5 protein-coding genes and 1 pseudogene are annotated in these 6,200 nt (G+C 65.1%); 1 reads left to right on the plus strand and 5 read right to left on the minus strand.

Annotation, left to right across the window (positions count from 1 at the left end; all coding sequences use genetic code 11):
• Nucleotides 1-232: 232 nt before the first annotated feature.
• A pseudogene (locus tag ABSG20_RS27030) lies at nt 233-379 on the minus strand (winged helix-turn-helix domain-containing protein); the annotation flags it as partial.
• A 218-nt stretch (nt 380-597) separates the two neighbouring features.
• On the opposite strand from ABSG20_RS27030, the gene ABSG20_RS27035 reads away from it, so the two are divergent.
• Complete coding sequence (locus ABSG20_RS27035) at nt 598-1,614, plus strand: magnesium and cobalt transport protein CorA (protein ID WP_423867543.1); 1,017 nt, start codon at nt 598-600, stop codon at nt 1,612-1,614.
• A gap of 310 nt (nt 1,615-1,924) precedes the next feature.
• On the opposite strand, the gene ABSG20_RS27040 is transcribed toward ABSG20_RS27035, so the two are convergent.
• The 4 genes from ABSG20_RS27040 to ABSG20_RS27055 form a co-directional block, all read right to left on the minus strand.
• Entirely contained in the window at nt 1,925-2,212 is a 288-nt protein-coding gene (locus ABSG20_RS27040) for a helix-turn-helix domain-containing protein (RefSeq protein WP_423867544.1), read from the minus strand.
• A 14-nt stretch (nt 2,213-2,226) separates the two neighbouring features.
• Nucleotides 2,227-2,559: a type II toxin-antitoxin system RelE/ParE family toxin gene (locus tag ABSG20_RS27045; protein ID WP_423867545.1), complete on the minus strand. Its 333-nt coding sequence runs from the start codon at nt 2,557-2,559 to the stop codon at nt 2,227-2,229.
• A gap of 98 nt (nt 2,560-2,657) precedes the next feature.
• Nucleotides 2,658-3,347 (minus strand): response regulator transcription factor, encoded by a 690-nt coding sequence (locus ABSG20_RS27050; protein ID WP_423867546.1) that lies wholly within the window; start codon nt 3,345-3,347, stop codon nt 2,658-2,660.
• The gene (locus tag ABSG20_RS27055) at nt 3,344-6,067 is read right to left on the minus strand and encodes a DUF4118 domain-containing protein (RefSeq protein ID WP_423867547.1); all 2,724 of its coding nucleotides are present in this window, start codon (nt 6,065-6,067) and stop codon (nt 3,344-3,346) included. Before ABSG20_RS27055 ends, ABSG20_RS27050 begins: the two co-directional genes overlap by 4 nt.
• Between the last annotated feature and the right edge of the window lie 133 nt (nt 6,068-6,200).

Consider the following 6,200-nt stretch of genomic DNA (forward strand, 5'->3'; position numbering starts at 1 on the left):
CAAGACCATCGGGCGAAGGCCTTGTCAGTCTCATCAGTGAGGGAGCCGCGCTGCCTACGCTCCCCTCCCCCCGCGCAGCGGTGGGGAGGGGTCGGGGGTGGGGGGTCTATCGCGGGCCGCGGTGTTTGCGGAGACACCCCCCACCCCACCCTCCCCGCCGCAAGAGCGGGGGGAGGGAGTGAGAGAGCGTCGCCTCGCCCTCACGCCTCGGATGGTAACACCGCTCACCCGATCACTTCGTGATCGACCTCGGGTTCGAAAACCAATCCCCCCTTAGCCGATACCCTATCCCCCCCTCGGTCAGCACGAATTGCGGGCGCTCGTGGTCTTGCTCGATCTTCTGCCGGAGCTGGCGCAAATAGACGCGCAGATATTGCGCGCCGGCAGCAAGTAGCCCGCATGAGCAACGCGATATGCGGGAGCCGGCGAAGACCCGGATATCGCGGAGCCTGTCATCGGGCGGCGCATTCGCGCCGACCCGTTGGCTCATCCGGGCTATGTTCGCTCATTCCATTTGACGTTGCTCTCACCGGTGTTAGCCTTCGCGAAGCTTTTGCATCGTAGCAAAGCTCAACGACGTGCATTGGGACGGAAACCATGAACATCGCGCCAGCTGCCGCGTCGGCTACCGAGCCCATCAACGCCGAGGGCGTGGTCGCGGCCGGCGCCTATGTCGATGGCCGGCGCGTCGCCAATATCGCCATCGAGGAAGCCTCCAGCTGGCGGGCGCGGCCGGGCCATGTGGTCTGGATCGGGCTGCGCGAGCCGGACATGGCGCTCTTGACCAGTGTGCAGCGCCAGTTCCAGCTGCACGATCTCGCCATCGAGGACGCCGACCATGCCCATCAGCGGCCGAAGATAGAACAATATGGCGACGGGCTTTTCATCGTCGCGCGCACCGCGCAGCTGGTCGGCGACAGCATCGCGTTCGGCGAGACCCATCTGTTCGTCGGCGAAGGCTATCTGGTGTCGGTCCGCCATGGCGCCTCGACCTCGTACGCGCCGGTGCGCGAGCGCTGCGAGAGCTGCCCGCGGGCGCTGGCGCGGGGCGAGGACTACATCCTCTACGCCATCCTCGATTTCATCGTCGACAACTATTCGCCGGTGCTCGAAACCATCCAAGAGGAGGTCGAGGTCATGGAGGCGCAGGTGCTGGCCAGCGCGATGACCCGGGCGCAGATCGAGCGGCTTTACCTGCTGCGCCGCGACCTGCTGCGGCTGCGGCACGCGGTCGGGCCGCTGGTGGAAGTCTGCCGCCGGCTCGAGCATGACAATCTACCGATGGTGCGCGCCACCATGCGTCCCTTGTTCCGCGACGTCACCGACCACGTCCGCACCGTCCAGGAGCAGATCGATTCGCTGCGCGAGGTGCTGGCGTTTGCCTTCGAGGCGAGCCTCTTGGTCGGCCAGGCCCAGGAGACCGCGGTCTCCAAGAAGCTTGCTTCGTGGCTGGCCATCATCGCGATCCCGACCATGATCGCCGGCATCTACGGCATGAACTTCAAGAACATGCCGGAACTGCAATGGGACTATGGTTACTACACGGTGTGGGCCGTGATCCTGGCGGCATGCGCGGGGTTGTGGTGGCGGTTCCGGCGGGTGGGGTGGTTGTGATCGAGGACGATCCCGCCAGCCCGTTGGCGCGCCTCGAATCATGCGGCGCGAATGTCTGTTATCGGAGCCACGTCCCTGCGACGAAGCGAGCAAGCTTTCCTGTTCGCCGCTTGCGCTGCTGCGCGCCCTCTCCCGACCTGGGCCGCGACCCGTTGGCTAATACGAAACAACGGTGAGGTTCAGACAGGGCGCCCACAAGGGGCGCCCCTACGTAATGTCGATCCTAAGGGCGACCCTTGTCGTCGCCCTCCTTCGGAGAAACCGTGCTCTGTTTCATCCACCTTGCAGTCCCCGTGTTGACCCACGCCATTCACGAAACCGCCTCCATCACTTCCTTGGGACGGCGCTTGATGGCCAGCAGATAGGCGGCGGCGGGGGCGTCGGGATGGCGGCGGCCTTGTTCCCAGTTCTTCAGCGTTGCAAGCGGGATGCGATAGGCCGTGGCGAAGCGGTGTTGCGACATCCTGAGCGAGCGCCGGATCGCCTTGACGTCGGGGATCGCGACTTTCGACACGCGCATGCCCGGGATCCTGCGGCCACGAGCATGGCCGGCCGCCTGCTGCATGCTCTCGATCAACTCCCTGGCGAATTTGCTCATCACTAAAGTCCCTTCTACTCTTTCAGGATGGCGGCAAGCTTGCGCGCCATCCGTTTCTCATCCGGCGTCAGGTCCTCGCGTCGTGCCTTCGCGTAGACCAGCAGCAGGTATAATGGCAGGCTGGCATCGTGATAGTAGTAAATCACCCGGACGCCGCCGCGCTTGCCGGCACCGCTCCGGCTCCATCGCACTTTCCGAACACCGCCGGTGTCCGGAATCACGTCGCCGGCCTCGGGATTGCTGGCGATGAAGTTCACAAAGGCGGTGCGTTCGTCGTTGTCCCAGACGTCATCGGCCTGGCGCACAAACAGGGGCGTTTCGGCTACGGTAATGAGCCTGCGGGACACGGACCGTCCTATACGCCATTGGCGCCCATCCGTCTAGAACAAAGCAGGACTGAAATCGCAAAGAACCGAGGCAAAGGCGACACCGCTCGCTGCCCACCTCAATCCCCCGCCCTCAGCCGGTACCCGATCCCGGTTTCGGTCAGCACGAATTGCGGGCGCTCGGGGTCCTGTTCGATCTTCTGGCGGAGCTGGCGCACATAGACGCGCAGATACTGCGCGTCGGTCAGTTCGTCCCATAATTCCTTCAGCAGAAAGCGGTGGGTCAGGACCTTGCCGGCGTGCTGCACCAAAACGCGCAGCAGTTCGTATTCCTTCGGCGACAGTTTTACGTCCCGCTCGCCGACCTTGACGATACGCCGCACCAGGTCGACCGCGAGATCGCCGGAGCGAAAGACCGGGCGCTCGCCATGAACCTGCAATTGATGCCGCAAGGCCGCGCGCATGCGGGCGAGCAGTTCGTCCATCCCGAACGGCTTGGTCAGGTAATCGTCGGCGCCGAGATCGAGCGCCTGGACCTTGCCGGCCTCGTCGCCACGGCTCGACAGCACCACGATCGGAACGCTGTCGTTGCGACCGCGGATCATGCGCAGGAGTTCATGGCCCTGGATATCCGGCAGGCCGAGATCGAGAATGATGAGGGCCGGATTCTGGGCCAGCATTTCCAGCGCGATCTTGCCGTTGCTGGCTTCCAGGATTTCGTAGCCCTGCGTTGTCAAGCCCATCCGCAACAATTTGCGGATCGGCGGCTCATCGTCGACGACCAGAACCTTGATCGGGGTAGGGTTCATGCGGCGGTGTCCAGAACTTGCGACGAGGCCGGGATCGGCAACCGGATGGTCAGCACGGCACCGCTGCGGTCGGCGCGGTTGTCGGCCGAGATCGTGCCATGCATGGCCTCGACGAAGCCGCGGGAAATCGCAAGCCCAAGGCCGGTGCCGGGACGGACATGATCGCCTTTCTGCGCGCGATAGAATTTGTCAAACACGCTCTCCAGCTCCGCCGGCGGAATGCCGTCGCCCTCGTCCGATATCTGCAGGGTTATGGTATCCCTGTCCCGCACACTCCTGATCGATATCGTGGTGTCGGCCGGGGAATATTTCGCGGCATTGTCGAGAAGGTTGAACAGCACCTGCTCGAACAGCACGGCGTCGAGCTCCAGCATCGGCAAATCGGCGGCGAGTTCAAGCGAGACCCGGTGCCGCGACAGGATCTTGGCTCCGCGCCGCAATGCGCTGCCGATGATCTCGCCGATATCGTGCGGCGCCGTATTGGGCACGATGGCGCCGGATTCCAGCTTGGTCATGTCGAGCAGGTTGGCGATGAAGCGGTTGAGCCGCTCGGATTCGTCGATCACGGTGGCGAGCAGGTCGCGCTTTTCCGTCTCGCTCAGCGCGCTGGCCAGGTCCCGCATCGTGGAGGCGGCGCCGAGAACCGAGGCGAGCGGCGTCTTGAGATCGTGCGAGATCGAGGTCAGCAGCGCCGAGCGCAGACGGTCCGATTCCACGGTGCGCTTGACGCGATCCATGTCCTCGACCAGCAGCACCCGCTCGATGGCGAGCGCGCCCTGATCGACCAGAGCATCCAGCAGGCGACGCTGATCCGGGGTCAGCAGCGGGCCTGTCCTGTCGTCGTCGATACCGATGACGCCGATCGGCCCGCGTCCGGTCCGCATCGGAAGAAACAGCCGCTTGGCGCCGGGCAGCGTATCCGAGCCGCGCCCGGCGGGGCGATCGTTGGCCCACGCCCAGTTGGCGGCGGCAAGATCGGCCTTGTCGAGCTGATCCTCCGGCGGATAGCCGGTCTTCACCGTCAGGACGCCCTCCTCGGGCAGCAGCAGCACCACCCGGACCTTGAGCATCAACGCGGTCTGGTAGGCGGTCGCCCACAGCACGTCGTCCAGCTTCGCGGTGCTCGCGAGCTTGCGGCTGAAGGCGTACAGCAATTCCGTGGTCCGTATCCGGCCGATCGCGGAGACCGCCTGGGTTCGCACCCGCGCAGCCACGTTGGATACCAGGATCGCGATCAGCATGAAAAAGAAGAAGGCCGCGATATTGGTCGGATCGGTGATCGTGAAAGTATAGATCGGCGGCAAAAAGAAGAAATTGTAGCTCAGCGACGCCGCAACGCTGGCCAGCAATGACGGCCACAGGCCGTAGCGCACGGCGACGCCGACCACGGCCGTCAGAAACACCAGATCGACGTTTTCGATCCCGAACATGGGCTGGATCAATGCCGCGGCGCCAAGGCCGATGGCGGTGAAAACCAGCGCCATCAGATAGGGCCTGGGATCGAATGGCTCGATCCGGGCGGCGGTCTGCACCGCGGTCGTGACGGCGGGCCCGGGAGGCAGTTCGTCGCCGGCAATGACGTTGACGCTGATGTTTCCCGAGCGCCGCACCAGATCGTGCACCACCGAGCCGCGCCTGAGTTCGAACCACAGCGACCGCACCGATTTTCCAATGATGATCTGGGTGACGTTGTTGGCCTGCGCAAAGCCTAAGACATCGTCGGCAATGCGGCGGCCCACGCCGGGAATGGTCAGCGCTTCGCCGCCCAGCGCTTCCGCCAGACGCAGCGTGTCGGCCAGCCGGTCGCGCTGCTCGTCGCTCAGTTGCAGGCTGCGCCGGGTCTCGATGCTGAGGGCGGTCCAGGGCGCATGCAGGCGGTCCGCCATCCGCTTGGTGTAGCGCACGAGCCCCGCCGCGCGCGGATCCTCGCTGACGCAAACCAGGATGCGCTCGCCCGCGGCCCAGGGGCCGGCGATGGCGTTGGCCTGCATGTGCGTCAGCAGCTGTTCGTCGACGCGCTCGGCGGTCCGCCGCAACGCCAGCTCGCGCAGCGCGGTCAGGTTGCCCGGCGAGAAATAATGCTCGAGCGCGCGCTCGGCCTGTTTGGGAACGTAGACCTTGCCCTCTTTCAGGCGCTGGATCAGGTCGTCCGGCGTGAGGTCAATCAGTTCGATGGCGTCGGCGCGGTCGAATACCGAATCCGGCACGGTCTCGCGCACCCGCACATGGGTGATCTGGGCGACCACGTCGTTGAGGCTCTCGATGTGCTGGATATTGACCGCGGTGTAGACGTCGATGCCGCGCGAGAGCAGTTCCTCGACGTCGAGATAGCGCTTGGGATGGCGGCTGCCGGGCGCGTTGCTGTGGGCCAATTCGTCGACCAGGGCGATCTGCGGATGGCGCGCGATCAGCGCGTCGAGATCCATCTCCTCGAGCATCTGATCCCGGTATTCGAGCCGCTTGCGCGGCAGGACCTCAAGGCCTTGCAGCAGCGCCTCGGTCTCGATTCGTCCATGGGTCTCGACCACGCCGACCACGACGTCGGCGCCGGCCTTGAGCTTGGCGTGCGCGCTCTGCAGCATCTCGTAGGTCTTGCCGACGCCGGGGGCGGCGCCGACGAAGATCTTGAGCCGGCCCTCGCGGCGGTCCTCGCGCCGGGCCGCTTCCAGCAGGGCTTCCGGCGAGGGGCGTTGTTGGGGATCGCGGCGCTGCTGGACCATACCGCTTTATATTCCTATGGCCCGGCCAAGCCTAGTTGAGCGTTTCCGAAGTTCGAATCATATCGAAGCTTGCGATGCTGCGCCCCCTCTCCCGCACTTCGCGGGGGGAGGGCTGGGGTGGGGGTGCCCGCCC

The sequence above is a fragment of the Bradyrhizobium sp. genome (genome assembly GCF_049512235.1).
In the GTDB taxonomy this organism is placed as follows: domain Bacteria; phylum Pseudomonadota; class Alphaproteobacteria; order Rhizobiales; family Xanthobacteraceae; genus Bradyrhizobium.